The organism is Streptomyces xiaopingdaonensis, from assembly GCF_000262345.1.
Taxonomy (GTDB): domain Bacteria; phylum Actinomycetota; class Actinomycetes; order Streptomycetales; family Streptomycetaceae; genus Streptomyces; species Streptomyces xiaopingdaonensis.
On the sequence record NZ_AJTQ01000164.1, the window covers coordinates 1 to 26,456 of the forward strand.

At 72.5% G+C, this 26,456-nt stretch carries 21 protein-coding genes and 3 pseudogenes; 12 read left to right on the plus strand and 12 right to left on the minus strand.

Annotated features, from left to right (window positions below; genetic code table 11):
- Positions 1-409, minus strand: a pseudogene (locus tag UWG_RS29965) (ABC transporter family substrate-binding protein); the annotation flags it as partial.
- Between the two features lie 443 nt (positions 410-852).
- On the opposite strand from UWG_RS29965, the gene UWG_RS0112880 reads away from it, so the two are divergent.
- The 6 genes and pseudogenes from UWG_RS0112880 to UWG_RS33670 form a co-directional block, all read left to right on the plus strand.
- Positions 853-1,140 (plus strand): hypothetical protein, encoded by a 288-nt coding sequence (locus UWG_RS0112880; RefSeq protein WP_016907622.1) that lies wholly within the window; start codon positions 853-855, stop codon positions 1,138-1,140.
- A gap of 77 nt (positions 1,141-1,217) precedes the next feature.
- Positions 1,218-2,039, plus strand: coding sequence for a hypothetical protein (locus UWG_RS0112885; protein ID WP_016907623.1), 822 nt, complete (start codon positions 1,218-1,220; stop codon positions 2,037-2,039).
- Between the two features lie 13 nt (positions 2,040-2,052).
- Entirely contained in the window at positions 2,053-3,990 is a 1,938-nt protein-coding gene (locus tag UWG_RS0112890; RefSeq protein ID WP_016907624.1) for a fumarate reductase/succinate dehydrogenase flavoprotein subunit, read from the plus strand.
- A complete protein-coding gene (locus UWG_RS0112895; RefSeq protein ID WP_016907625.1) occupies positions 3,987-4,784 on the plus strand; it encodes a succinate dehydrogenase/fumarate reductase iron-sulfur subunit in 798 nt (265 codons plus the stop codon). The genes UWG_RS0112890 and UWG_RS0112895 overlap by 4 nt, the downstream gene beginning before the upstream one ends.
- A 63-nt stretch (positions 4,785-4,847) precedes the next feature.
- The gene (locus UWG_RS33665) at positions 4,848-5,021 is read left to right on the plus strand and encodes a type 1 glutamine amidotransferase family protein (protein ID WP_016907626.1); all 174 of its coding nucleotides are present in this window, start codon (positions 4,848-4,850) and stop codon (positions 5,019-5,021) included.
- Positions 5,022-5,043: 22 nt separating this feature from the next.
- Positions 5,044-5,145, plus strand: a pseudogene (locus UWG_RS33670) (DJ-1/PfpI family protein); the annotation flags it as partial.
- 195 nt (positions 5,146-5,340) lie between these two features.
- On the opposite strand, the gene UWG_RS0112905 reads toward UWG_RS33670, so the two are convergent.
- The 6 genes from UWG_RS0112905 to gdhA all read right to left on the minus strand — a co-directional run bounded on the left by UWG_RS0112905 (position 5,341) and on the right by gdhA (position 13,862).
- Positions 5,341-5,526, minus strand: a complete 186-nt coding sequence (locus tag UWG_RS0112905) for a hypothetical protein (protein WP_016907627.1) — start codon at positions 5,524-5,526, stop codon at positions 5,341-5,343.
- A gap of 506 nt (positions 5,527-6,032) precedes the next feature.
- Complete coding sequence (locus tag UWG_RS0112910) at positions 6,033-7,985, minus strand: SpoIIE family protein phosphatase (protein WP_016907628.1); 1,953 nt, start codon at positions 7,983-7,985, stop codon at positions 6,033-6,035.
- Positions 7,986-8,258: 273 nt separating this feature from the next.
- Positions 8,259-10,772: a SpoIIE family protein phosphatase gene (locus UWG_RS0112915; protein ID WP_237720072.1), complete on the minus strand. Its 2,514-nt coding sequence runs from the start codon at positions 10,770-10,772 to the stop codon at positions 8,259-8,261.
- 166 nt (positions 10,773-10,938) lie between these two features.
- Positions 10,939-11,151 (minus strand): SPOR domain-containing protein, encoded by a 213-nt coding sequence (locus UWG_RS0112920; RefSeq protein WP_237720073.1) that lies wholly within the window; start codon positions 11,149-11,151, stop codon positions 10,939-10,941.
- A gap of 165 nt (positions 11,152-11,316) precedes the next feature.
- Positions 11,317-12,066, minus strand: a complete 750-nt coding sequence (locus UWG_RS0112925) for a GntR family transcriptional regulator (protein WP_016907631.1) — start codon at positions 12,064-12,066, stop codon at positions 11,317-11,319.
- A gap of 416 nt (positions 12,067-12,482) precedes the next feature.
- Positions 12,483-13,862 (minus strand): NADP-specific glutamate dehydrogenase, encoded by a 1,380-nt coding sequence (gdhA, locus tag UWG_RS0112930; protein ID WP_016907632.1) that lies wholly within the window; start codon positions 13,860-13,862, stop codon positions 12,483-12,485.
- A 175-nt stretch (positions 13,863-14,037) separates the two neighbouring features.
- On the opposite strand from gdhA, the gene UWG_RS0112935 reads away from it, so the two are divergent.
- Complete coding sequence (locus tag UWG_RS0112935) at positions 14,038-14,835, plus strand: SAM-dependent methyltransferase (protein WP_016907633.1); 798 nt, start codon at positions 14,038-14,040, stop codon at positions 14,833-14,835.
- 18 nt (positions 14,836-14,853) lie between these two features.
- Here UWG_RS0112935 and UWG_RS29975 read toward each other — a convergent pair whose 3' ends face one another.
- Positions 14,854-15,771, minus strand: coding sequence for a glycosyl hydrolase family 18 protein (locus tag UWG_RS29975; protein WP_016907634.1), 918 nt, complete (start codon positions 15,769-15,771; stop codon positions 14,854-14,856).
- Positions 15,772-15,898: 127 nt separating this feature from the next.
- Positions 15,899-16,276 carry a cupin domain-containing protein gene (locus UWG_RS0112945; protein WP_016907635.1) on the minus strand — a complete coding sequence of 126 codons (378 nt, stop codon included), beginning with the start codon at positions 16,274-16,276 and terminating at the stop codon, positions 15,899-15,901.
- An 80-nt stretch (positions 16,277-16,356) separates the two neighbouring features.
- On the opposite strand from UWG_RS0112945, the pseudogene UWG_RS33675 reads away from it, so the two are divergent.
- Positions 16,357-16,907, plus strand: a pseudogene (locus UWG_RS33675) (serine hydrolase).
- 236 nt (positions 16,908-17,143) lie between these two features.
- On the opposite strand, the gene UWG_RS0112960 reads toward UWG_RS33675, so the two are convergent.
- Entirely contained in the window at positions 17,144-19,372 is a 2,229-nt protein-coding gene (locus UWG_RS0112960) for a DEAD/DEAH box helicase (protein WP_016907638.1), read from the minus strand.
- A gap of 181 nt (positions 19,373-19,553) precedes the next feature.
- Here UWG_RS0112960 and UWG_RS0112965 point away from each other — a divergent pair, with 181 nt between their 5' ends.
- Together UWG_RS0112965 and UWG_RS0112970 are read left to right on the plus strand one after the other, a co-directional pair.
- Positions 19,554-20,378 (plus strand): LLM class F420-dependent oxidoreductase, encoded by an 825-nt coding sequence (locus tag UWG_RS0112965; protein ID WP_016907639.1) that lies wholly within the window; start codon positions 19,554-19,556, stop codon positions 20,376-20,378.
- Between the two features lie 27 nt (positions 20,379-20,405).
- Positions 20,406-20,855, plus strand: coding sequence for a TIGR03668 family PPOX class F420-dependent oxidoreductase (locus UWG_RS0112970; RefSeq protein WP_016907640.1), 450 nt, complete (start codon positions 20,406-20,408; stop codon positions 20,853-20,855).
- A gap of 479 nt (positions 20,856-21,334) precedes the next feature.
- On the opposite strand, the gene UWG_RS0112975 is transcribed toward UWG_RS0112970, so the two are convergent.
- Positions 21,335-22,123 (minus strand): DUF1990 family protein, encoded by a 789-nt coding sequence (locus UWG_RS0112975; RefSeq protein WP_016907641.1) that lies wholly within the window; start codon positions 22,121-22,123, stop codon positions 21,335-21,337.
- Positions 22,124-22,444: 321 nt separating this feature from the next.
- Between UWG_RS0112975 and UWG_RS0112980 the strand changes: the two genes are divergently transcribed.
- Together UWG_RS0112980 and UWG_RS32145 are read left to right on the plus strand one after the other, a co-directional pair.
- Positions 22,445-23,179 carry a DUF1990 family protein gene (locus tag UWG_RS0112980; RefSeq protein WP_016907642.1) on the plus strand — a complete coding sequence of 245 codons (735 nt, stop codon included), beginning with the start codon at positions 22,445-22,447 and terminating at the stop codon, positions 23,177-23,179.
- Positions 23,180-23,670: 491 nt separating this feature from the next.
- On the plus strand, positions 23,671-24,627 hold the full coding sequence (locus UWG_RS32145; RefSeq protein ID WP_016907644.1) for an NUDIX domain-containing protein: 957 nt from the start codon (positions 23,671-23,673) through the stop codon (positions 24,625-24,627).
- 304 nt (positions 24,628-24,931) lie between these two features.
- On the opposite strand, the gene UWG_RS0112995 is transcribed toward UWG_RS32145, so the two are convergent.
- Positions 24,932-26,395, minus strand: coding sequence for an FG-GAP-like repeat-containing protein (locus UWG_RS0112995; protein ID WP_237720074.1), 1,464 nt, complete (start codon positions 26,393-26,395; stop codon positions 24,932-24,934).
- Positions 26,396-26,456: the final 61 nt, after the last annotated feature.

Genomic DNA, 26,456 nt, shown 5'->3' on the forward strand with positions numbered 1-26,456 from the left:
CGTCGCTCCACTTCGCCTTCGGGTTGAGCTTGTAGACGACCGTCTGGCGCGGGTCCCGCTCGGTGATCTCGGCGGACTCGAGGTAGTCCTCGTTGAGTCGGGGCTTGGCGTTCTTGTCGAGGGTGAAGAGCGCGGGGAGGGTGGCGCCCGCGATGCGGTCGGTCGCCTCGGCCGCGTCGGCGCTGAAGGCGTTGAGCGTCGCCGGCGCCTCGTCGACCGCCCAGCGCAGGGTGCCGCCCGAGCGCACCTGGTCGCGGGGGGCGCCGGGGACGTCGCTGGCGGCGCCGCTGCCTCCGCCGCCTCCGCTCCCGTGGCTGCCGTCGGACGAGCTGCACGCGGCGAGGGGCAGCAGGAGTCCCGCGGCGAGGACGGCGGCGCATCGCCGCGCGGCGGTGTCGATGGCTGACATGGCGGAAACCTCCGGACCGGCTGCACGTCTGCGCGTCCATGTGTCTTGTACGAGCTCGCGTGGGGCGTTGGCGCTTCGTCAGTTGTGCGTTGATCACATCTACGGCCACTCAATGCGAGTGCGAACCCGCTGTCGCGCTGACACGTCGCGCCGGGTGAGCCACGCCACCCGTGCGGAGCACCGTCCGCGGCGCGAGCGAGCGGCCACGGGGCCGGGAGCAGCATCCCCGCGTCGCCGCACCCCGTGCGATCTGCCACGGGCGGGCCGAGGCGGAACGAGGGGTGATGGGGGCCGCGGTGCGGCGTCGTCAACCCCGCGAGCGGTGCGCCACTCCAAAGCAGCCAACCGCGGCCTGGCCCTTCCCAAGCGGGAGTGTGACGCGCAACACTTCCGCCACGCGCACGGACCAGCCGACCGCCACCACTGCACGGAGGTGGGCACGCATGTCTCTGGACGAGGAACTGACCGCCGCACAGCGCTGCTTGGAGGACCTGACGCGCAGCGTCAACCGCCTCGAACGCCGCGTCGGTGCCGGTCTGGAGATGCGCAGGGTGCGCAGCGACACCGACCACCTCAAGGAGTCGCTCTCCCTGCTGCGTGCATCCTCGCCCGAACCGCCCGGTGCAGGTGGACCGGAGTTGGTGCTCATCCCGGAGGCGCCGTACGACCGGGAACTGTGGACCGACGTGGACGACGAGGGTCTGGGCGCGCGGGACCGGCGAGCGCCCTGAGCGGCGCGGGTCCGCAACGCCCGGCCGCACCGCAGCGGGCGGCCGGCTCCCCCGAAGTCGCCTCAGCGGAGAGTCAATTGGCCACCGGCACCGAACCCCCACCGAGCCCGGGCGGCGTACGCAACGCCACCCGCGCCGCCATCGCGGAACCGCATCTGCGCAAGGACCGCTGGTGGTTGGCGCCAGGCGCCACCGCGTTCGGTCTGCTCGCGTTCGTCGTCTACTCCTCGTGGCGCGCCTTGAGCGGCGCCGACTACTACGCGGCTCCCTACGTCTCGCCCTTCTACTCCCCCTGCCTCGCCGAGAGCTGCCAGACCATGAAGACAGGCCCCAACTGGGCGCTCTTCGGCGAGTGGTGGCCCTTCTCACCCGCGGTGATCATCCTGCTCTTCCCGCTCGGGTTCCGGCTCACCTGCTACTACTACCGCAAGGCGTACTACCGCGGGTTCTGGGCCTCGCCGCCCGCCTGCGCCGTCGCCGAGCCGCACCGCAAGTACACCGGCGAGACGCGCTTCCCGCTGATCCTCCAGAACCTCCACCGGTACTTCTTCTACGCGGCGCTGCTCGTCGCCGTCGTCCTGAGCTGGGACACGGTGCTCGGCTTCCGCAACTCCGCGTACGAATGGGGACACATGGGGGTCGGAACCCTCGTCTTCCTCGTCAACATCGCGCTGATCTGGGCGTACACCCTCTCGTGCCACTCGTGTCGGCACATCGTCGGCGGCAGGCTGCGCCACTTCTCGCAGCATCCGGTGCGCTACCGGCTGTGGGGCTGGGTCGGGAAGCTCAACGGCCGCCACATGCAGCTCGCCTGGGCGTCGCTGCTGAGCGTGGCGCTCGCCGACTTCTACGTCTACCTGCTGGCGGTCGGCGCCTTCACCGACCCGCAGCTGTTCTGAGAGGTACGCACCGATGACGCAAGTGGAGAGCCAGGAGTGGGACGTCGTGGTGGTCGGCGCGGGCGGAGCGGGTCTCCGTGCGGCGATCGAGGCGCGCGAGCGGGGGCTGCGTACCGCGGTGATCTGCAAGTCCCTCTTCGGCAAGGCGCACACCGTGATGGCCGAGGGCGGCATCGCGGCGAGCATGGGGAACGCCAACGCGGGCGACAACTGGCAGGTGCACTTCCGGGACACGCTGCGCGGCGGCAAGTTCCTCAACCAGTGGCGCATGGCGGAACTGCACGCCAAGGAGGCGCCGGAACGCGTCTGGGAACTGGAGACGTGGGGCGCCCTCTTCGACCGCACCGCGGACGGCCGGATCTCGCAGCGCAACTTCGGCGGTCACGAGTACCCGCGCCTCGCACACGTCGGCGACCGCACGGGCCTCGAACTCATCCGCACCCTCCAGCAGAAGGTCGTCTCGCTGCAGCAGGAGGACTTCCGCGAGACGGGCGACTACGAGTCGCGGATCAAGGTCTTCCAGGAGTGCACCGTCACGCAGCTCCTCAAGGACGGCGCCGGTGAGGACGCACGCATCGCGGGCGCCTTCTGCTACGAGCGCGAGTCCGGCAGATTCTTCGTCCTCCGGGCCCCCTCGGTCGTCCTCGCCACGGGCGGGATCGGGAAGTCCTTCAAGGTCACCTCCAACTCCTGGGAGTACACGGGCGACGGGCACGCGCTGGCGCTCCTCGCGGGCGCCTCGCTGATCAACATGGAGTTCGTCCAGTTCCACCCGACGGGCATGGTCTGGCCGCCTTCGGTGAAGGGCATCCTCGTCACGGAGTCGGTCCGCGGGGACGGCGGGGTGCTCCGCAACTCCGAGGGCCGGCGGTTCATGTTCGACTACGTCCCCGCCGTCTTCAAGGAGCAGTACGCCGAGACCGAGGCGGAGGCCGACGGCTGGTACGACGACCCGGAGAGCAACCGCCGACCCCCCGAGCTCCTCCCCCGCGACGAGGTGGCACGCGCGATCAACTCCGAGGTGAAGGCGGGCCGGGGCAGCCCGCACGGCGGCGTCTTCCTCGACGTCTCCACGCGCATGCCGGCGGAGGTGATCAAGCGCCGACTCCCCTCCATGCACCACCAGTTCATGGAGCTCGCCGACGTCGACATCACCGCCGAACCGATGGAGGTCGGCCCGACGTGCCACTACGTCATGGGCGGCGTCGACGTGGAGAGCGACACCGCCGCCGCGGTGGGCGTGCCGGGGCTCTTCGCAGCCGGGGAGGTCGCGGGCGGCATGCACGGCTCCAACCGCCTCGGCGGCAACTCCCTCTCGGACCTCCTCGTCTTCGGCCGCCGCGCCGGGCGTTACGCGGCCGAGCACGCGGAGCGGCTCAGCGGCGCGGCACGCCCCGAGGTGAGCGAGGAGGCCGTGGAGCGGGCCGCGGCCGAGGCGCTCCGCCCGTTCGACGGCGGCGCCGACGAGGGCGACGAGCAGCCGGAGAACCCGTACACCCTCCACCAGGAACTCCAGAAGTCGATGAACGACCTCGTCGGCATCATCCGGCGGGAGGAGGAGATGGAGCAGGCGCTGGAGCGCCTCGCCGAACTCCGGCGACGTTCTGCGCGGTTGGGCGTCGAGGGCCACCGGCAGTTCAACCCCGGGTGGCACCTCGCGCTCGACCTGCGGAACATGCTGCTGGTGAGCGAATGCGTCGCGAGGGCGGCCGTCAACCGCACCGAGTCGCGCGGCGGACACACCCGGGACGACCACCCGCAGATGGACCGTGAGTGGCGGCGGGCCAATCTGGTCTGCACGCTCGGCGAGACGGCACGGCAGGCCGACCCGGCCGCCGGACGCATCGCGCTGCGGCGCCGCGAGATGCCGCCGATCCGACGGGACCTGCTGGAGCTCTTCGAGAAAGAGGAGCTGGCCAAGTACCTGACCGATGAGGAGCTTTCCGGATGACCACCGCCACCGAGAGCGAGAGCAGCACCGGCTACGACGCCCACTTCCGGGTCTGGCGCGGCGACGTCGAGGGCGGCGGCCTGGAGGACTTCACCGTCCGGGTGCACGAGGGCGAGGTGGTCCTCGACATCATCCACAGGCTGCAGGCGACGCAGGCGCCCGACCTCGCCGTCCGCTGGAACTGCAAGGCGGGCAAGTGCGGTTCGTGCAGCGCCGAGGTGAACGGCCGCCCGCGGCTGCTCTGCATGACGCGGATGTCCGTCTTCGAGCGGGACGAGACGATCACCGTGACACCGCTCCGCGCCTTCCCCATCGTCCGGGACCTCGTCACCGACGTCTCGTTCAACTACACCAAGGCGCGCGAGGTTCCGGCGTTCGTCCCGCCGCAGGAGCTCGCCCCCGGCGAGTACCGGATGCAGCAGGAGGACGTCTCCCGCTCGCAGGAGTTCCGCAAGTGCATCGAGTGCTTCCTGTGCCAGGACACCTGCCACGTCGTCCGCGACCACGAGGAGAACAAGGGGGCGTTCGCGGGGCCGCGGTTCCTGATGCGGGTGGCCGAGCTGGACATGCACCCGCTCGACGCCGCGGAGGAGGAAGGACTCGACCGCAGGACGACGGCACAGGACGAACACGGCCTCGGCTACTGCAACATCACCAAGTGCTGCACGGAGGTCTGCCCCGAGGGCATCCACATCACCGACAACGCCCTCATCCCCCTCAAGGAACGCGCCGCCGACCGCAAGTACGACCCGGTGGTGTGGCTGGGGAACAAGATCCGGCGGCGGAAGGGGTGAGGGGCGCGGCCGCGCGGGTCCCGGGGACGGTGGGCTGAGGCCGGCGGGCTGCAGAGCGGGACGATGCGCATCGTCCTCCCCGTCTTCGGCGGGTTCACCGCACTCGACGTCGTCGGCCCGTACGAGGTGCTGCGGACGCTGCGCGACGCCGGGGTTCTCCTCGTCTCCTACGAGCGCGGTGAGGTGAGCGACGGGACCCGGCGCCCTGCGGCCCGTCGCGCAAGCCGCCTTCGCTGAGGTCGAGCGCGCCGACGTCCTGCTGGCGCCGGGCGGTCCGGGCGCGCGGCGCAGGACCGAGGAGCCCGAACTCCTCGACCGGCTCCGTCGGTTGCACACCTCGACCGACTGGACGGCCTCGGTCTGCACCGGCGCGCTGCTGCCGGCGGCGGCCGGCCTCCTCAACGGTCGGCGCGCGACGACGGACCGGAGCGGCCCGACTCCTCGAGCCGCTCGGCGCCGCATGCGCTCAACCGCCGTTCACCGCTGGGCCGTTTGGAACATACGCCTCAGGACGCTGAGGTACACACCGCGGCATCGCGGACGGGGGCTGGGCGGATCAGCTCTCCCTGCGAGTGCGGCCGAGCTGGAAGGCGCCGACGACCAGGGCGACCACGACCGCGCCGCCGAGCCCGTAGCGGATGGCGTCGTCCAAGTCGCTGGAGATCAGCGCGGCGTCGACGGCGATGAGGACCGCCATCACCGTCCCGATCGGGGCGGTGGAAGTCCGGTTGATCGCGCCCATGCTTCCCCCTGGATACGAGAGTTGGCTGTGTGAGGCGTGCAGAGGCCGTAGGAGCATCTTGCAGGCGCGGCACCGTTGCGGCAGGGCTTTGCCGTTTTTCTCCTCCGGTCTCGTTCCCCGGGAGGGTGCGGGCGAGTGGCCGGGCGCTGGAGCACGCGCCTCGGCGACCCGAGAGACTCGGTTCGGCGAAAAGGGAGCGGGGCGACTCGAGGCAGCCGGTATCGCTCTCGTCGTAGCACCATCGTGAACTAAGCCTGCAGTGCTGCGAATTGGCGGACGCGGCCGCTCCGCACTCACGATCGGGACCGCCTGTCGGCCCCGTCCCGCGCCGGAGTGCGCAGCTTCGGGCGGATAGGCTCGGCGCCCGCGGGCCGTGCTGCATTGCGGGCAGCACGGTGCCGCTCCCCGGCACCGACACGCAGCGGGCGCCCGGCGTACGCCGACAGGAGACGCCAACCTCCCTGCGCCGCAGGCGCGTCGACGTCCGAACGCGCTCCCCCGCACGCTCAGAACAGGCTCAGCACCGCCTCCGCCGGATCGGGAGCGGAGACTCCGTTCTCGGGGCGGGGGAGTTGGAACCAGACCGCCTTGCCGTGCGGGGTGCGCCTGCTGCCCCAGCCGGAGCTGAGGAGGTCAACGAGTTGGAGGCCGCGGCCGCCCTCGTCGGTCGCGTGGGCGCGGCGGCGGCGCGGCTGCACCAGGCCCCTGTCCCAGACCTCGCAGACGAGGGTGCGCTCCAGCAGCAGCCGCAGCCGGATCTCCCCCGAACCGTGCCGAAGTGCGTTGGTGACGAGTTCGCTGACGAGGAGTTCGGCCGTGTCGGCGAGGCCCTCGATCTCCCACTCCGCGAGCTGCCTGCGGGTGAGTTCGCGCGCCCTCGCCACCGAGCGCGGCTCGGAGTCGAGCTGCCAGTCGCCGACCGACGAGGAGGGCAGCCCGTGGACGCGCGCCATCAGGAGGGCGATGTCGTCCTCCCCGTGGTGGACGTTGAGGGTGCGGAGCACCGAGTCGGCGGTGTCCTCCAGCGGTTCGGCGGTGTTGGTGAGCGCCGAGCGGAAGCGGTCGAGGCCCTCGTCGAGCGGGTGGTCCCTGGACTCGACGAGGCCGTCGGTGTAGAGGGCGAGCAGGGCGCCTTCGGGGAGTTCGATCTCGATCTCCTCGAACGGCTCGCCGCCGACGCCGAGCGGCACGCCCTTCGGCACCTCGAGCAGCAGTGCGTCCTCGCCCGGTTCGACGAGGACGGGCGGCAGGTGCCCCGCGTTGGCGAAGGTGCAGCGGCGCGAGACGGGGTCGTAGACGGCGTAGATGCAGGTGGCGAGGTAGACCTCGGCGAGGTCGGTGGTGCCGCGCTGGGAGCGCGGAGTGCCGCCGAGGCCGCGCGCGATCTCGTCGAGCGCGCCGAGCACCTCGGCGGGCTCCATGTCGGTGAGCGCCAACGTGCGGACGGCGGAGCGGAGTTCGCCCATGGCGACGGCGGCGCGCAGGCCGCGGCCCATCACGTCGCCGATGACGATCGCGGTGCGCATGCCGGGCAGCTCGATGACGTCGAACCAGTCGCCGCCGACCTCCGTCGCCGGGTTGCCCGGGAGGTAGCGGCAGGCGATGTCGAGCCCCGTCGACTCGGGGTCGTCGGGCGGCAGGAGGCTGCGCTGGAGGATGAGCGCGCGCTCGTGCTCGCGGCGGTAGAGGCGGGCGTTGTCGATGAAGACGGAGGCGCGGCCCGCGAGTTCGGCGGCGAGCGCGCTCTCCCGGTCGCCGAAGGGCTCGCTGCCCTTGGCGCGCGAGAACTGCACGAGCCCGAGTACGCGCCCCCTGGCGACCATGGGCACCACGAGCGTCGACTGCACGACGGCGCCGAACTGCGCGGGCACCGAGCTGTCCTGCCCCGGCACGTGCTGCACCCGTCCGGTGCGCAGCGCCTCGGCGTACGGGGAGCTCTCCAGGTAGCGGTGGGTCGCGCCGAGCGTCACCGCGGTGCCCAACTGCCCGGCGCCTTCCGGAGGCGTGTGCTCCGGCTGCGGGAGCCCGCTACGACGGGACGATTCTGCAGCGCTCCCCCCGCCGCCGTCGGCCGGCCCGGCCTGCGCGGGCAGGCGGGCTCCCTCGGCAGTCTTCTCCCCCTCGCCGTAAGGCCGTTCGCCCTCCTCGGGTCCCCGCTCCTCCGAACCCGCCAGCGTCAACGGCGCGTCGGAGACGGCGCTGCCGAAGGCGACCCGGCGCAGCTGCGCGCTGCCGTCCCCGGGGCCCACGGGGGGCGGCTCGTCCCCGGCGAGCACCTCTTCGAAGAGATCGACGGACGCGAGGTCGCAGAACTGCGGCACTGCCACGTCGAGGAGTTCGCGCGCGGTCGTCTGGAGGTCGAGGGAGTTACCGATGCGTGCGCCCGCGGCGTTGAGCAGTGCGAGGGCCCGCCGTACATCGTCCGGCTTGCCCGACGCCTCGACTGGCAGATCGCTCAATGCCGCCCCTTCCCACTGCCTGCGCCCCGACCGCCGGGGACCAGGAGGCGCAGGGAGCGCACCCGGGCGGACACGCCTGCGACCTCCGTGCGTTTCCCACCGGTTGGAGCAGATTGCGCACATCCCCGCCGTCCACGGGGCTACCCCAGTCTTCTAACCAGCAGAAGCCGTGTCGAACCCCGCACGCTGCGGCACCGCACGCACCACCCGGTGGTGCACCTCGGGCAGCACCGTACGCAGGAAGTCGTCCCGGGCGAAACCCGGGACGTGGGCTCAGGGAGCCAGAAGCTCGAACCAGACGGTCTTGCCCTCGGGCCCCCTCCGCGTTCCCCAGCGGTGCGCTGCTCCCGCGACGAGTTGGAGGCCGCGTCCCCCTTCGTCCTCGGGGGCCGCCGTCCGTTCGCTCGGAGCGTCCTGCGCGGTGTCCGCCACCTCCACCACGACCGAGTGCTCGTTGCGCACCATCCGCAGGCCGACGGTGCCCTCCGCGTACCGCAGCGCGTTGGTGACGAGCTCACTGACGAGGAGCAGCGCCGCGTCCTCCAGAGCGCTCAGCCCCCAACCGCGCAGCGTGGCACGGACGGAACGGCGCGCGTCGCCGGCCGTGCGCTCCTCGGGGCTGAAGGTCCACGCCTCCGCCGCGCCCGTCGGCAGGCCGCCGAGGCGGGCGAGGAGCAGCGCCACATCGTCGGCGTTGTCGGTATTGTCGGTCCCATCCGCCTCGTCTCCCGTGCCGGGGCCGCGGTCGAGCGCCTCCAGGACGTCGGTGCACATGCGGGCCAGGCCGGTGCCGGGCGTCAGGGAGATCTCGTCGCGCAGCCCCTCGGCCGCCTCCCGTACCTCGGCGCGGAGCCTGGCGAGACCCTCGCCGAGCGGCCGTTCACGGTCCTCGACGAGGCCGTCGGTGTAGAGCACGAGGACCGTGCCCTCCTCGACCTCGATCTGCACCGACTCGAACGGCACCCCGCCGACGCTCAGCGGCGTCCCGCTCGGCAGCCTCAACTCCCTCACGCTGCGCCGCCCGTCGGGGTCCTCCTTGACGAGCAGCGGCGGCAGGTGCCCGGCGTTGGCGACGGTGAGCAGGCCGCGCCGCCGGGCGCCGGGGCGCTCGGCGAGGTGGGGCGCGACCGTGGGCGCCGGCTCGTAGACGGCGTAGACGCAGGTGGCCATCGGGGTGTCGCCGTCTTCCTCCGCCAGGTCGTCGCCGAGTTCGCCGACGCGGCGCAGCACCTCGTCGGGGGCGAGATCGAGGCCAGCGAGCGTGCGGACGGCGGTGCGCAGCCGTCCCATGGTGGCGGCGGCGCGCAGGCCGTGCCCCATCACGTCCCCGATGACGAAGGCGACGCGCCCGCCGGCGAGCGGGATCACGTCGAACCAGTCGCCGCCGACCTCGGCGCCGGAGGCCGCGGGGACGTAGCTGGAGGCGATGCTGACGCCGACGGGATCGGGGAAACGGCTGGGCAGCAGGCTGCGTTGGAGCATCAGCGCGCTGTCGCGCTCCCTCGCGTAGAGCCTCGCGTTGTCGATCGAGACGCCGGAGCGGCCGGCGAACTCGGTGGCGAGCGCGAGATCGTCGCGGTCGAACGGTTCGGTGCCGTCGGCGCGGCCCAGGACGAGCAGGCCGAGGACGAGTCCGCGGGCGCGCAGCGGCAGCGCGAGGACGGAGTGCACGTCGGGGTCGCACGCGGCGCCGATACCCGAGGCGCCCGCGCCGACGAGTTCGGCGAGCGCCCCCGCGGAGTCGATGATGCGCGCCCTGCCGCCGGCCAGCACCTTGCCGAGGACGCTCTCCGGATCGAACGGGAACCTCTCGTCGCCGACCTCGCGCCGCACCGCCGCGCGCGAGGCGGTGCCCGCGTGCCGGAGCGCGTCGTGGGGCGGGGCACCGTGGCCCGGGAGTTCGCCGCCGCCGAGGACCTCGCCGAAGAGGAGGACGTCGGCGTGGTCGGTGAAGCGGGGCACGAGCGACGAGGCGAGGCTCTGGGCGATCTCGCGCGCATCGAGGTGCTCGCCGATCGCCACCCCGATGTCGTCGAGGAGCAGCAGCCGCTCCCTCGCCCGCTCCACCTTGTTGAGCGCCTCGCGCCGGCTGGTGTTGTCGAGCACGAGGCAGCTGATGCCGATGACGTTGCCCGCCACGTCCGTGAGCCGGTTGTACGAGACGGAGCGGGTCCCGCCGTCCGCTGCGGGCACGACGACGTCGACGACGGGGCGGCCGGTGCGCAGCACCGTGCGCTGCAACCGGTCGACGGCGCGTGCGACCTCGTCGGGCAGCAGCTCGTACACGGTGCGGCCTAGGTGCTCGTCGACGGGGTGGCCGTTGAGGTGGGCGAGGGCCTGGTTGACGTGGACGTACCGCTGCTCCGTGTCGAAGAGCGCGATGCCGACCGGCGAGTGGTCGAAGAGCGCGTCGAGCCCGGCGAGGCGGCGCTCCAGGGTGCGCAGGTGCACCGTGTCGACGAGGTTGAGCACGAGGTAGGAGCGGCCCTCGGTGCCGATCGCCAGGGAGGCGTGCAGGGCGAGTTCGACGGTGCCGCCGTCGCGGCGGCGCAGGCGGACCAGGCCCCGCCAGTGGCCCTCGCGCTCCACCACTGCGCGCACCTCGGCGACGCCGGGACCCTTCGCGACGTACTCCTCGAAGGGGGTCCCCACCGTCTCCGCCGTCGTGCGGTGCAGCATCTCGCCGACGATCGGCCCCACGAGGAGGACGGTGCCGTCCTGGTCGAGCATGACGGCGCCGACGCGCAGGCCGCTGTGGAGCGTCGCACCGCCCAAGGGTGTGCCCACCGTGCCCACGCCCCTGCCTTGCTCGGCTGGCCGGCTCGGCCCCGGTCGGGAAGCGAGCTGGACGTCTGCCCACGGCTTAGATTCTGGCCGCGGTGGCGCCGGACCACCGTGCGGGTCTGGGCCGTTCGGGGTGGGGCGTGGTCGCCCGGGCCTCGGCGCCGGTGCGTCAGTCCGGGGGGTACATGTGCTCGACCAGGTATCCGCCCTGGCCGTCGACGGTGCCCGTTCCGGGGCCACCCGCCTTCCCCAACCGCTCCGCGATCTGCAGGGCCTCGGTGCGGGTGGCATAGCTGCCGACGCGGTAACGGTTGCCGTTGCCGTCCTGGCGGATCACGTGCCAGGGCAGCACGGTATTGCTGTCGCCGCTCACACTTCGCATATGCCGGAGCCTACGCCCGGCATTCACGCACCGCATTCGCCTTTGCACAAAGGGCCATCGATTTCGGCCAGACGTTCGCCTCGGCTGCCTCCTCCCTTCCCCTCCCACGACCGCCCGCACACGGCTCACGGCCAGATCACGCCCCCAACGCGCCCTCCGTGCGCCCTACTTCACGGGCAGGTGGTACGAGATCCGGTACCGATCGGCGGCGACCACCACGTCGGCGGTCTCCACCGGGCGGCCTCCCGCAAAGTACGTACGCGCGACGACGAGCACCGAGTGGCCCGGCACTCCGCCGAGCGCCACCGTCTCCTCGGCCTTTCCCGGGCGGGCGCCCACCTCCTCCACGACGTTGTCGACGACGACGTCGATCGCGGCCATCCGCTCCACCACCCCGCGCCCGCCGAGCGGCCCCTCCTCGGGGAGGAGCACGGGGGTGCGGCCCGTCACCGCGAGCGGCTCCCAGGAAGTGGAGAGCATCGTGGGCTCGCCGTCGACGCGGAAGACGTAGCGGGTGCGCATCAGGCGCTCGCCCGGCTCGATCCGCAGCCGCTCCGCGATCTCCGGTGAGCACTCCTCCTGTTCGCTCGCCGACTCCCAGGTGCCCTTGGCCGACTCGTCGGCCTGCTCCTGGCGGAAGGGCGAGGAATCGCCGCTGCGGTACCCCGTGCGCACGATTCGCCGCGGGGCCGGCAGCTCCCTCACGTAGGTACCGGAGCCGGAGCGGCCCTCGACGAGCCCCTCCGCCATGAGGACCTTGCGCGCCTCCAGTGCGACCGTGTCGGAGACGCCGTACTCCTCGCGGATGCGCGCCTGGGAGGGGAGGCGGGCGTGCGGGGGCAGGGCGCCTTCGGCGATCTTCTTGCGCAGGTCCCCGGCGACGCGCAGATACGCGGGCTGCTCACCGAATGGCACGGACGCCCCTCCCGGCTCCCCGGGGCACCGCCGACCGGCGCGACGGATCGGCGTACGTCCGCACCCCCGATCGGCGCCCCGGCAGAACCGGGGACCCCGACAGTTGACAGTGGGCAACAGCTTGGCAACCGACGGTTGTTGGCGCAATAGTCGGCCAACGTTTCACCCGATGTGATGAGTTGCAGCTCAGGGGGCGCACAGGGCCCACACTCGGGCGCACAGCACAGCACGCTGAAACGGTCCGGCAGGTCACGTGCACCCCCTGGTGCGCCCGCGCCGCACGCGGCGCACGCGCCCGGCCCCGGAGCGGACGCGCCGACGAACCCGCCCCGCCCGCACGGGAGTCGGCGGACCGCCGCAGTCCGCGCACGAACGCCCCGCGGCCCGGCCGGGCCGCGGGGCGCTGCGCGGTACCGTCAGATCAGGCCCTGCGCGTGCATCGCCTCCGCCACGACCTCGAAGCCGGCCGCGTTGGCGCCGACCACCAAGTCGCCCGGGTGCCCGTAACGTTCGGCCGTCTCGAAGCTGGAGTCGTGGACGTGCCGCATGATCTCGGCGAGCCGCTGCTCCGTGTACTCGAACGTCCAGGAGTCGCGGGAGGCGTTCTGCTGCATCTCCAGCGCGCTCGTCGCCACGCCGCCCGCGTTGGCCGCCTTGCCGGGCCCGAAGGCGATGCCGGCCTCGCGGAGCACCCGGACCGCCTCCGGCGTCGTCGGCATGTTCGCGCCCTCGGCGACGGCCTGGACGCCGCCGTTGACGAGGGCCACCGCGTCCTGCTCGCCGAGCTCGTTCTGCGTCGCGCACGGGAGCGCCACGTCGCACGGGATCTGCCAGACGGTGCCGCCTGGCAGGAACTTCGCCTGTGCGCCCCGGCGTTCGGCGTACTCCGCGATCCGCCCGCGCTCCACCTCCTTCACCTGCTGGAGCAGCTCGACGTCGAGTCCCCCCTCGTCGACGACGGCGCCCGAGGAGTCCGAGCAGGAGATCACCTTCGCGCCGAGCTGCTGCGCCTTCTGCGCCGCGTAGATCGCCACGTTCCCCGAGCCGGAGACGACGACCCGCATCCCCTCGAGGCTGCGGCCGCGGGTGCGGAGCATCTGCTCGGTGAAGAGGACGCAGCCGTAGCCGGTCGCCTCCGTGCGCGCCCGTGCGCCGCCCCAGCTGAGCCCCTTGCCCGTGAGGACGCCGGACTCGTGCCTGCCCGTGATGCGGCGGTACTGGCCGAAGAGGTAGCCGATCTCGCGCCCGCCGACGCCGATGTCGCCTGCCGGGACGTCGGTGTACTCGCCGAGGTGCCGGTAGAGCTCCGTCATGAACGACTGGCAGAACCGCATCACTTCGGCGTCCGAGCGGTCCTTCGGGTCGAAGTCGCTGCCGCCCTTCCCGCCGCCGATCGGCATGCCGGTGAGGGCGTTCTTGAAGACCTGCTCGAAACCGAGGAACTTCACGATCCCCAGGTTCACCGAGGGGTGGAACCGCAGCCCGCCCTTGTACGGCCCCAACGCGCTGTTGAACTCGACGCGGAAACCACGGTTGACGTGGACCTCCCCTGTGTCGTCCATCCACGGCACCCGGAAGATCAACTGGCGCTCGGGCTCGCAGAGCCGCTCGACGAGCTTCCCCTCCAGGTACTCGGGGCGCTGTGCGAAGACGGGCGCGAGCGTCTCCAGGACCTCGCGGACGGCCTGGTGGAACTCGTCCTCCCCCGGGTTTCTCCGCAGTACCTGCTCGTAGAGCGGTGCGAGCGCACCGGAAGAGAGGTCGTGCTTCGGTATCCGCTGGTCGAACGGCGGCATCAGGCGGCTCCTTTTGCGAAACGGAATATCCCTGGCCAATCCTTCCGAGCGTACGGGAAGCCCTGCGTCCGCTCGCGGTGCGATCCCCCGGACCGGGGACGGGGGCTTCCTTCTCCCGCTACGTTGGGGGCCGCTCCTTCGTCTTCCGTCCGCCCACACACCCACGGGATGGCCCATGGACGCGCACTCTTCCGGACACGGCACGGACGCCCCGCACCCGGCGCGGATGTACGACTACTACCTCGGCGGCAAGGACTGGTTCGCCGCCGACCGGGACGCCGCCGAGCAGGCGATGGCCGACTTTCCCACCGCGCCCGTCGTCGCCCGCGAGAACCGCGCGTTCATGCGCCGGGCGGTCGCGGCGCTCGCGGGTGAGCACGGGGTCCGGCAGTTCCTCGACATCGGGACCGGCCTCCCGACCGAGCCCAACCTCCACCAGATCGCGCAGCGCGAGGCGCCGGAGTGCAGCGTCGTCTACGTCGACAACGACCCGCTCGTCATCGAGTACGCCGACGTGCTCATGCGCGCGGCGCCCGGTGGAGCGGTCAGCTACGTCGAGGCCGACCTGCGGTACGACGCGCTCCTCGAAGAACCGCGGGTGCGGGAGGCGCTCGACCTCTCCCGTCCGGTGGCGCTCTGCCTCGTCGCGCTGCTGCACTTCGTCGAGGACGAGCGCGACCCGCACGCCCTCGTCCGCGGCCTCCTCGACCGCCTCGCGCCCGGCAGCTACCTCGTGCTGTCGCACACCACCGACGAGTTCGCGCCCGAACGCGCCCGGGCCGGCGAGGAGATATACGGACGCAACGGCATCCCGTACCGCATCCGGTCCCGCACCGGGATCGCGCGCTTCTTCGACGGCCTGGAGCTCCTCGAACCCGGCGTGACGACGACGCACGCCTGGCGGCCCGAGGAGCCCTCGCCGCACAGCGACCGGGACGTGTCGACCTTCGCCGGGGTGGCGCGGAAGCGGTAGCCCGGCGGCCCGCCGCGGTCAGCGCATCGCGGCGGAGACGCCCTCCGCCCACTCCCAGGGCGCGGCGCTGCCCCCGGGGTCCGAGGCGGCGTACTCCCAACCGGCCGCGCCACCGAAGTCGGGGTACTTCGCGGCGAGTTCGGAGAGCGTCCCGGTGAGCCGGTCGAACGGGACGTGGCCGTCGCAGTACGCGGAGTTGGTGACGGTGCCGGCGACGACCTTCTCCGCGGGGACGACGCCGTGGTCGACGATGTCGTCGTAGCCCGAGGTGTCCTGGAGCGAGCCCCAGCCGCAGTAGAACTGCGTGTTGAACCAGTCGATCGCGTCGCCGCGCTCCTCGTAGAGCCGGTCGTAGCCGAAGCCGGAGAGGTTGCCGCCGCCCTTCAGCGCCGTCGCCACGGGGGCGAGGGTGATGAGGAAGTCGTCGCCGAAGTCGGCGCGGAGGGTGTCGATGAGGCGGGTGATCGTGGAGAGGTCGATCTCCTCCTCCACGTCGAGGTCGAGCCCGTCGAGGCCGTGCGCCTCCACGACCTCCTTCAACTTCGGGTAGTACGCGTCGAAGTCGTTCTCCAGGTTGGTGAAGGAGCCCTGGGCCGCGCCGCCGACCATGCCGAGCACGTGGACGCCTTCCGACTGGACGTCGGCGAGGTCCGACCACATGTCGTCGAACCGCCCGGCGTCGTGCGGGTCGTCGTTGAGGCGGGCCTTGTCGTCGTCGGTGAGGTGCACGGCGCCGACGATCACGTCCGTCGCGCCGGCGTCGTGATTGGTGAGTTCCTTGGGCGAGATGAGGGTGTCGCCGTCGAACTGCGTCTGGTAGTAGACGACGGTGCGGTGGTCGGCAGCGGTGCTCGACGGTGCTGCGTGCAGCGTGGGGGCGGCGAAGAGGAGCACGAGGGCTGCGGCGAGCGGGGGCAGGAGTCTGCGCCTGTGCACGGTCGGTTCTCCTTCGGTGGGGGTGAGAACCAGCGGAGAGGGCGGTACGTCTCCGCATCTCTCTGACAACGATGTCGGATTCATGAAAGGGGCGATCGGCCCCCACGTCAAGGGAGTCGGGCGCCGCTCAGCCCTCGTCCGCCCGGTACCCCGGGACCGACGGCCACCGCACGGTGAGGACCACCGACTCCTCCTCCGCGTGCCAGGAGTGGTCGACGCCCTTGCCCCAGACCACGTAGTCCCCCTGCTCCTCCAACAGCACGGAACGCCCCGGGAGTTCGACCCGGAACCGCCCGCTGATCAGCACCAGCAGCGCCGTCCGCGCCTCCCCGCGCACCCAAGCCGCACGCGCGTCCCCCGGCGGGTGCACTCCCCACTTGATCTCCACGGCCTCGCTGTACCGCGGATCCCCCGCGCCCTTGAAGTGCCCGAGCAGCCACCCCCGGTCCGCGGCGGCGTCGGGCCCCGCCTTGCCCACGTACACGGTGTCGTCGTTGCTCTCCATGCGGCGGAACCTAGCAATCCGGATCGCGGTGCCTGGCACCGACCGGGTACTCCAACACCGGCTACCTGCTCGCCGGCCTGGTGATCGAGGCGGTCGCACGGCACAGCGCGCCCGCCGAGATCCAGCGGCGGATTCTCGCCCCGCTCGGCTCGGAGGACACCTCTTCCCTCTGACCGATCCGGCCGTTCACGGCCCTCATCTGCACGGTTACGACCTCGCGGGACGCGATGTGACCCGATTCAGCCCGTCGTACGACTGGACCGCCGGCGCCATGATCTCCACGGTCGACGACCTGGCCCGTTTCCACCGGGCCCTGTTCACCGGCAAGCTGCTGCGCCCCGCCCAGCAGCGCGAACTCCTGACGACGGTGCAGTTCCCCGAGGCACCGGCGTACGGACTCGGCGTGCAGCGCATGGACGTGCCGTGCGGATCGGAGCCAGGCGCCGAGGAGATCGACGCCTGGGAGACGGACGGCGCCGGCCCCGGCTTCACCAGCGTGTCCCTCACCACCGCCGACGGTGGGCGACAACTGGTCCTCGCCGCCAATGTCTACGACCTCAGCGCGGACCTGCGGGATGAGCGGCCCGTCCCGCAGAGCGAGGACTGGGGAAGGCACAGACCGCAGCCCTGAGCGACTGAGACGGCGTCATGCCACCGCGGACGACGGCGACCGGATCATTCGGGGTGCCGGGTGCCGGGTCGGCCGTCCCGGCGGTAGCGGCGTGTTGCTCGGTGGGTGGGCATGCGAAGCGTGGCAAGAGCGGCGGCGAGGCGGAGGTTGAAGTCCACGGCCCCGCCGTTCCTCCCGGTGCGGCGCCGGAACTGACCGTTCATCCACGAGTGCGGGCGCGGTCCCGGCCCCGCCCGTCACTCCCCGCGCCACACCGCCGCGTCGTCCGCCTCCGCCGCGCCGTCCGACTCCCGCGCCAATCGGGCCTGTTCGTCCTCGACGATCCGGCGTGCCGTCTCGGCGTCCGACACGTCGACGGCGTCCGGCGCCGCGTCCGCCAGGTCGCTGCGGCGCGCGTAGGCGTCGAAGAGGCGGGACTTGCGGCGGAGCAACTCGACGATGCGCAGGTCGACTCCGGAGGTGGCGAGCAGCCGGTGGACGTGGACCGGACGGGTCTGCCCCATCCGCCGGGCCCGGGCGACGGCCTGTTCCTCCGCCGTCGGCTTCAACTGCGGCTCGCAGAGGAGCACCACAGAGGCCGCCTGCAGGTTCAGCCCGACGCCGCCCGCCTGGATCTGCGCCAGCAGCACCGCGGGACCGTCCGTCGCCGAGAAGTCGTCCACCAGACGCTGCCGGGCCGTCGGCGGCACCGCACCGGTGAGCGGGCCGAAGACCTCGGACTCCCCTTGTTCCAGGGCTCCTTGGGCCCGCGAGAGCACCTCGTGGAAGTAGGAGAAGACCACCGCTCGACGGCCGTTCTGCTCGGCCTCGGCGACCAGCTCGACGAGCCGCCGCAGCTTCGCGGAGTCCGGCGCCGCGTAGGCGGCCCGCCGCATCGCCATGAAGTTGCCCTCCTCGACGGCCGCCCGGTAGACCTCGTGCTCGTCAGGCGTCGGCTCCTCCCACTCGTCGGTGTGCACGAGCGGGGGGAGCTCGCCGAGGACGTCCTCCTGGTTGCGGCGGAGGTAGGCACCGGCGACGGCCCGGCGGAAGCGGCGAGAACCGGCGAGTCCGTCGCCCGCGGTCGGCGCGGGGACCTGCGGTGAGCCCAACCGGGCGAGGAGGTTGCGGAACTCGGCGACCCGGTTCTCCATCGGCGTCCCGGTGAGGAAGAGCACCCAGCCGGCGGCCGACGCCCACTCCGCCACCGCCTGCGACCGCTGTGCCTCCGGGTTCTTCACATAGTGCGCCTCGTCGACGACGAGCGCGTCCGCAGCCCCCGCGTCGAGCCCGCGCAACCCGTCGAACGTGGTGACCGCCACGCCGCCGCTCTCCTGCCACTCGGCGAACGCGTCGTGGCGTCCGGACCCGTGCAGCGGCACCGCCCGCAGCGTGCTGCGCGTGCGCACCTCGCGCACCCAGCCCACCAGCACGCTCGCCGGGCAGGCGACGAGGAACCGCGCACGCCCCTGCGCCGCCAGATGCGCGAGGACGGCGATCGCCTCGACGGTCTTGCCCAGTCCCATCTCGTCCCCGATGATCACCCGACGCTGGACGAGCGCGAACCGTGCCCCGAACTCCTGGTAGCCGCGGAGCGCGAGGCGCAGGTGCGTGGTGTCGAGCGGCTGCGCGCGGACCCGGGCGACGAGCTCCTGCGGCAGGTGGCCCTCGGCCGCCGCCTCCTCGGGGGCGGCACCGGCGATCTCGTCGAGGAGGGTGTGGTACTCGGCCGACCTCGCTTCGAAGTCGACCCAGGCGGCGAGCGGCGACACCGTCGGGCGCAGCAGGTCGGCAGAGGTCTGCGCGAACGCCCCGGGGAGCGCGGCGCGGTCCGCCTCCGCCAGCGCCGTCGTCAACTCCGCGACGGCCGCCCGCACTCGGGCACGTCGCCGGGGCCCGAGGAGGAGCCGACGCACCCGGCGGCCGGCCGGCGCCGCCTCGTCGAGCAGCGGACGCAGCCGGGCCGCCGTCCGCCGTGCGCCCTCGACGGCCTCCCGGGCCTCGGGGCCCGCGTCGACGAGCCGGTGGAGCGCGGCGAGGAGCCTTCCCGCGCGCTCCTCGCGCCGGTCGACGTCGAAGCGCACCGAGACGGTCTCGCGGACCGCCTCGGCGAGCCGGCGGGCCGCGGCCACGGCCTGGTCGGCGGTGTGCGCGCCGACCCCCGGCGCCTGCTTGACGCCGTGCCGGCCGGCGGAGAGGACGTCGTCCACGGTGCCGTGGCCGGCGTCGCGCAGCGCGTTCAGCCGCAGCCGTCCCTCCGTGACCTCGCGCAGCCGCTCCAGCGGAATGCGCCGCAGCTCGGCGGAGACGAGCTCGTCCTGGAGGGGTGCCAGTGCGGTGCGGACGTCGTCGACCGCCGAACGGTGGTCGGCGAGGACCGCCGACGCCGACCCGTGCAACTCCCGGCCCGCGGCGAGCACTTCACTCGCCGGCTGCTGTTCCGGGCCTTCTCCCATATCGCCCTCCCCGACGCCGCCCGCCTCCATCCTTGCACCGGGACACGGCCCGGCTCCTGCCGCACTGGTGAAAGGCGGGGCTCGTGTGGTCGGGTGGGGCCGGGCGACGCCCGCCCGTCGGTGGCCCGCACGGGCGCGGGCGGGTGTTGGATGGCGCACGGGCGCGCTCGCGGCGGTGCGTTCCTTCCGTGTTCTAGGAGGTCAGCTCAGCATGCAGTTCGGCGTATCCACCTTCCTCACCGATCAGGGCATCGGCCCGGCCGAGTTGGGCCGCGCCCTCGAAGAGCGCGGCTTCGACTCGCTGCTCGTCGCCGAGCACAGCCACATCCCGGTCTCGCGGACGAGCCCCTGGCCGGGCGGCGGCGATCTGCCGACGCACTACTACCGCACCCTCGACCCCTTCGTCGCGCTCGCGGCGGCCGCCTCCGTCACCGAGCGGCTCCTGCTCGGCACCGGCATCGCGCTCGTCCCGCAGCGCGACCCGTTCCACACCGCCAAGGAGACCGCCTCCCTCGACCTCGTCTCGGGCGGGCGCGCCATCCTCGGCGTCGGCGTCGGCTGGAACCGCGAGGAGATGCGGCACCACGGGGCCGACCCGCGCACCCGCGGCCGCCTCACCGACGAGCGGCTGCACGCGATCCGCGCCCTGTGGACCGAGGAGGAGGCGTCCTACCACGGCGAGTTCGTCGACTTCGACCCCGTCTACTCGTGGCCGAAGCCCGTGCAGCGGCCGCACCCGCCGATCTACGTCGGCGGCGGCCCCGGCGCCTTCCCGCGCGTCCGCGAGTTCGGCGACGCCTGGCTCGCGAACAGCACTCCGCCCGAGCAACTGGAGCCGCAGATCGAGCAGATGCGCGAGACCGCGGGGCGCGACGTCCCGGTCTCCGTCTACGCCATCCCCGACGACGCCGCCACCGTCGAGGCGTACACCCGGCTCGACGTCGAGCGCGTCCTCTTCTACCTCCCCACCGTGCCGAAGGCCGAGACGCTCCGCCACCTCGACGCCTTCGCCGACGTCGCCGCGCGCTTCCGGTGAACGCGCCTGCCGCGCAGGGGAGCTGACGTGCCGCGTCTGACGACCGACGAGGCGTACGCGCGCTTCGCGGCGGCGCGCGTCGCCCACCTGGCGACCGCCGACGCGGCGGGGCGCCCCCACCTCGTCCCCGTCGTCTTCGCCGTACGCGCGGCGGACGGCGACGCCCCCGCCGGCGTCGTCCTCGCCGTCGACCACAAGCCGAAGCGCACCACGTCCCTGAAGCGCCTCGCCAACATCCGCGCCAACCCCGCGGTGAGCCTCCTCACCGACACCTACGACGAGGACTGGACGCGCCTGTGGTGGTCCCGCTGCGACGGCACCGCCCGCGTCCTCCCGCCGCGGGGTGAGTCCGCGCGGGCGGCTCGGCTCGCCGGGCTGCTCGTCGCCAAGTACCCGGAGCAGTACGTGCGGGGGGCGCCGGAGGGGGCCGTGGTGGAGGTGGCCGTGGAGCGGTGGAGCGGGTGGCGGGCGGGGTGAGTCCGGTGGCTGCACCGGCCGGTGCGACGGCTTGCCCCGGGGAGGCGTGCATCGGGCTCGTCGCGCGTGTAAACGTGCTGTGTTTGCGGGGCCGCTTGTTGCGAGTCGGCCCGTCGGCGATGGCGGGCGGGGCTCGTCGGCGCGACGGAACCCGTCACGGGATGTCGGTCGACGCGGCTGAAGGCCGGCGACATGCGTCCGCTTCCCCCCGAACTCGCGCAATTGCGCGGGCAGTTCGGGTACCACGGAAACGAGCCTGCCTCAGGCCGTTCGGTGCTCCGGCCCGCAGCCGCCGCCGAAGCCACATCCAACCGGGCTTCCATGCGCAGGGCCGGCCGAACTCGGGTAAGGCCGCACGACGTACACCGAGGCCGACGTCCTGACGGAGGACGTCCTCGGGCCCCCGCACCTCGCCGACTCTCTCGACCCGCTCGGTCCGCGCCGCGCCTCGTCACCCACCGGCGACTCCAGCCACGGGGTCATCCGCTCCCGGCAGCAACGGAAGAGCGTCCCCACCGGTCGGTGCCACGACACAGCTCCGCCGGGATACGGCGCGTGGAGATGTCGACGCCGCCCCGGGCGCGGCCGCCGGCGAGGGTGGCGACGCCGAGGGCGAAGTGCACCCACATGTTGAACTGGATTTCCTTGGTGACGCGGAGCCGGCTGTAGAGGATGTCGGCCCATCGGTCCCCCGCGCGCGACCAGGCTTCGACTTGGAAATGGACCGCGTCCCCGTCGCGCCGGGCCGAGAACCTGATCTGCCCGGCTTCCAAGTGCCCGCGGAGCGTGCCCAGTCGCAGGGAGGCCGAGTCGCTGTGGAGCACCCGTACCGGACCGTCCCAGGGACCCGGCATCTGCACGCGGTACTCGTCGCCGACGCGTGCGGGACCGTCGGCACCCCGTGTCTTGTGGAAGACCGCCACCGCCGACGGGGCAGGCCGGTTCAGGTCGGCGGCAACGGCCTCCATCAACTCCTCGGGGCCCAGCACCGCGCCCTCGATACGGACGCTGAAGCGGCGGTGGAACATCGGGCCCGCACCCTCATTGAGCGCCTGGGTGAGGTCGTCGACGAGTTCGTCGGGCAGCAGGGGCGGCAGGTCGCCGTGGTCGCCGTCCGCCTCACTGCGGTGGAGGGCCGTCACCCGCCACATGTACTCCCACGACACCAGCAGCACCCCCACCGGGAAGCGCAGCAGGGCGCCGATCCGCCGCCTCGGAGGGGGCTTGGCGGGACGGGCGGTGCCGTGGATGCCGTTCTGTGGAGACATGTCTCTCATGGGAGCATGCAAAAGAGGCCCCCGCGTCTCGGCAGTGTCCGACACGGGGGCACGGACGGGAGGCGTGACGTGCTGGAAGAGTTGATGTTGCGGGTCGGCCTGCGCAGGGCGGAGCTGCAGTGGGCGTCGATGGGATCGGTTGCCCTGTGCACCGTTCTTTGGATGCGCGCGTCCAGCTTCGATCAGAACGAACGCGGCAACGCCGAGCGCCGAGCCCTGTTCGTCGGCTTGTGGGCACCGACGCTCTGGGCCGTGGGACAGTCGCTCCCCCGGTCCCGACGCCCCGGACGCTCCCGGAGACGATGAGCCCCCATGCGGGAGCGGCGCCTGTACCGGCCTCGAGCCGTCGACACGCTCTACGCGCTGGCCGGCCGCGAGATCAACTACCGACCTCCGGCCGACGACGTCCCCACGTCGGACGAATGCTGGCACGTGGACTCACTTCACTGGCCGCTCGCCCGGGAACCGTCCGGCGACCCGGTGCGGGGAGGGGCTTGGGACATCGCGTGCAGGCTGGTGCGCGACTACCAGTTCGCGGAGCCGGGCATCCTGCGGGCGCTCTACCGCACCGACCGCCCCTTGTTGGGGCGCGACATGCTCCTCGAAGGGCGGTTCGCCGGGCTCCGCTTCGACCTGGGCGTACGGATCACGTCCGTCGTGGACACCGTCCAGCGATCGGGAGGCACCGAATCGCGGGCGTGGGGCTGGGCCTACCGCACGCTCCAGGGGCACCTGGAACAGGGCCAGCTCACCTACGAGGTCCTCAAGGACCGTCGCACCGGCGACGTGGACTTCCGCATCAGCGGCTATTCTCGGCGGGCCCCGATCGCCAATCCCGTCGTCCGGGCCGGGTTCGCGGCCTTCGGCAACCGGACGCAGCACCGCTTCTACCACGCCAGCGCCCGGCGCTTGCAGCGCTTGGTGCAGGCCGAACTCCTCGGCGCCCCAGCCCTGACGGCCGAGCCCCTTCCTGGCTACGGCGATGTCGTCCTCGCCCCCGCCGCACCTGGGACGTGCGGCGACGGCTCGGGCAGGCAGGGCGGTTGACATGGTGAGTGGCGTCGCTGGTGGGTGACGAGGCGCTTGGCGGGTGTCCGTCCGGGGCCTTCGGGGATACACGCAGCCGTCGGGAGGCGGCGGTCCGCCCTGGTACCCACCCGGTAGAAGCAGGCTGGGGTGCCGTGTCGAGTGTTCCGACGCGCGGAGGCACGTTCGTTCTCCGTGGTGGGCGACTTCGTCGCGACCCCGACGCCCCTCGCGACCGTCCTCGACCGCATCGGCGTACTCCGCAACGGCAAGAGCACGACCCTCGACTCCGGCCGGCTTCTCACGAGCGAGGCACGCACCGCCGCCCAGTCGCTTCGGCCTGACCGAAACCCCCTGCCGACAGCCGCAAGCGAAGCCCCGCCTCAACCGGCCGAGAAGACCAAGAAAACCCCAGCCCTCCAACACCCGTGAGCCATCGACTCGTTGAGCACCTCGCCGAAGGACACCTCAACCAGCTTCGCCCCCGCAGGACCCGATCGCGAGCTGACCGCATGCCCCCGTCCCGACACGACGCCGCTGCCTGGGAAGCCCAGGCGACCCGCGCCTGGGCGCTGATCCACAACCGGCGCGGCGAGTACCTACTGCACCTGCGTGAGCACCTGCCGGGCCGGACCGGGCCAGGCGCGTGGTCCCTGCCGGGAGGCGCCCGCGAGCCGGGCGACGCCTCGCTGGAGGCGACCGTGCGCAGAGAACTGGCCGAGGAGGCAGGTCTCGACGTCGCCGATGTGGAGCCGTTCTCCCTGACGCAGGAAGGCGACGTCGCGACCTACTCCGTCCGCTGGGAGGGCGACCCGGAGTCCCTCCCGCTGAGCGAGGGCGTGATGCTGCGCTGGTTCGCGCCGGCGGACCTGCACCGCCTGCGCGTGCTGCCCGCCGTCCGCGACCTGGTCCTCGCGCACGCCGCCCGCCGGGCCACCGAGAGCACCGCCCGTCCGCCGAAGCAGCGGGACGCCGGCTGGCTGCCGCCCGAGCAGTACGCCGAGACGGTACTCAAAGCCACCGCCTTCGCGTGCGTCTACTTCACCGACGAGGACGACCGGCCGCTCCAACTGCACTCCGTCTACTCCCCCTCCCACCCGTGGCAACTGGTCGGCGGCACCATGGACCCGGGCGAGCGCCCTTGGGAGACGGCCGTACGCGAGTGCCAGGAGGAGACAGGACGCACACCACCCGGCCCGCCGCAGCTCCTCGCGACGGTGTACGGCCTCCCCGGCGCCGAGTGGCCGTACAGCACGTTCGGCCTCGTCTTCGACGGCGGCCACCTCACCGCAGCCCAACTCCGCGCCCTCGTACTGGACCCGAAGGAGCACGACGAAGCCCGCGTCCTCCCTCTCACCGACTGGCAACACCTCATGCCGGGCCGGGACTTCCGCCGCCTGGAGGCGGTCGCCGAAGCCCGCCGCACCGGCACGGCTGCCTACTTCGACACCTGGGGATGGGACACGTGAGCAGCCGACCATGCCCCCGTATCCGTCGGCCCGGCGGGGGGTGCCGAGTGGCCGCACGCGGAGGGGACATGACGGGCACGCCGGTGCTTGAACCGCTCATGCGCCCGAGGTCCGCCAAGGAGTCCGTAAGACGGTCCACGGACGGCGGCCGCCCGCCGAACGCCGGGGCAGGCCCGGCACGAGGCGAGCAACTCCCGCCGTGCTGCCCAGTCGAGAACTCCGACGTGGCGGGCTGCGCATTCCTCGGGCAACCCGCCACGTCGGCAGACACACGCTCCGCCGGGCCGAGCCCCAGCGTGCCGGCCTACTTCGCCGGGTTCATCAACTCCGTGCCGAACCGGCCCTTCGTCGCCGGGGAACCCAGGTCGCTCGGCTCGACGAGTGCCGAGTCCTCGGCGCTCAGCCCGTCGGTGCCCGCGTACAGCAGGGCCGCGGCGCCGACGCCCTCGGTACGGTTCGGGATGCCCACGGCCAGGTCCGGCTTACCGTCACCGTTGTAGTCGGCCGGCGAGACGGACGTGCCGAACTTGTCGTTGCCCTCCATGGAGCCGGGGACGCCCTCGGTGTCGAGCGAGAAGGTCTGCGCCCCCTCGTCGGTGAGCCAGTTCTCGGTGCCCTTGAGCACGTTGACGGCACCGGCGTCGTTGTAGCCGCCGGGCGCCTCGGCGCGGGTGTCGCTGACCACCAGATCGTCGTGGCCGTCGCCGTCGAAGTCGGCGAGCCGGATGGCCTCGCCCTTCTGGGCCTTGCCCTCCCAGTCCACCGGCTCGTCGGAGTCGAGGCCGTCGGCGGTGCCGGGGTAGGTACGGAGCTTCTGCTCGTCCGGACCGTCGGCGAAGCCGGTGTCCGTGACGACGTCGTCCTTCCCGTCGCCGTTGATGTCGCCGACCACGGGACGGTAGTGCGCGAACGGCAGCAGGATGTCCTCGCCCAGCGACGCGCTCTTCAGGCCGTCGGCCGAGCCGGGCAGCACGCCGAGCGTGCCCTCGTCGGCGGGCGAGTCCTCGGCGGCGACGGTCACGAGATCGGTGTAGCCGTCCCCGTCGATGTCGCCGGAGGCCAGGTGCTCGACGCTGACACCGCCGCCGGGCGGGGTGACGGTGGTCATCTTCGGGGTCGCGGTCTCCCGCAGGTCCTTCGCGCCCTTGACGAGCTGCACCTTCTCGCGGTCGGAGATGGCGATGTCGTCGATGCCGTCGTTGTCGTGGTCGCCCACGGCGATCTGGTCGCCGAAGTGTGCGTTGGCAGCCACCTTCGGCGAGTGGAAGGCGATGGCGTCGTCGGACAGGCCGCCCTTGGCGCCGAAGACGACCGTGACGGAACCGGCCTGCTTGGTGCTGCCGATGGCCTCGTTGTTGGCGGCGACGACCAGGTCGGCGTAACCGTCCCCGTCCACGTCACCGGTCACCACGGTCGAGCCGAAGCCGTCCTTGGCCTCCGGAGTACCGGGCACACCCGGGCTCGCCTGCGTCAACGTGCTGTGCCGTTCGGTGTCGACGCCGCTCTCGGCGCCGTAAGTCACGGCCACGTAGCCCGCCTTTGCCTCTCCGGAGACGGTGCCCTCGGGCGCCCCTACGCCGAGGTCGGCGTAGCCGTCGCCGTCGAGGTCGCCCTGCGTGGCCTCGCTCCGCTCGGCAGCCTTCGTGGAGGACCGGTCCTGGCTCCGCCCATCGCCGTCCGTCACTGCCGCCGTGGCCCCGCCGGCCACAGCCGCGGCCACGGCCGCGCCCACGGCGCCTGCCACCATGCCTCTGGTTCGATTGCGCACGAATCCTCCAACGGATCGATCGCCCCTCACCCTGCGTTCTGCCCCGCGGTGGGACGGTAGG